Origin of the sequence: Rhizobium sp. PEPV16 (assembly GCF_008919455.1) — a bacterium.
GTDB classification, from domain to species: Bacteria; Pseudomonadota; Alphaproteobacteria; order Rhizobiales; family Rhizobiaceae; genus Rhizobium; species Rhizobium leguminosarum_Q.
On sequence record NZ_VSZV01000330.1, the window covers coordinates 16,186 to 16,487 of the forward strand.

At 54.3% G+C, this 302-nt stretch carries 1 tRNA gene; it reads right to left on the bottom strand.

What is annotated here, in order from left to right:
* Positions 1-72: 72 nt before the first annotated feature.
* A tRNA-Ala gene (locus FY112_RS22875) sits at positions 73-148 on the bottom strand.
* Between the last annotated feature and the right edge of the window lie 154 nt (positions 149-302).

A 302-nucleotide genomic window follows, 5' to 3' on the forward strand; every position in this document is an offset into this window, starting at 1 on the left:
TCAGCCATAAGCCGATGCAAAACCTTATTTTCTTCAAAAGACAAACGCCGTCAGCTTCAACACCAATCGATTTGGTGGAGCTGAGCGGGATCGAACCGCTGACCCCCTGCTTGCAAAGCAGGTGCTCTCCCAGCTGAGCTACAGCCCCTCCAGCTCGATCACCCAAGGGCAAGGCCCCAAGGTTCGGCAACAATCCGCATCAGCCACATTCCATCATCCCTAACCCTCATTCGCTACAGCAAATTTCACTTGCTGGTGCAAATGGTGGGCCCGGGAAGACTTGAACTTCCGACCCCACGCTT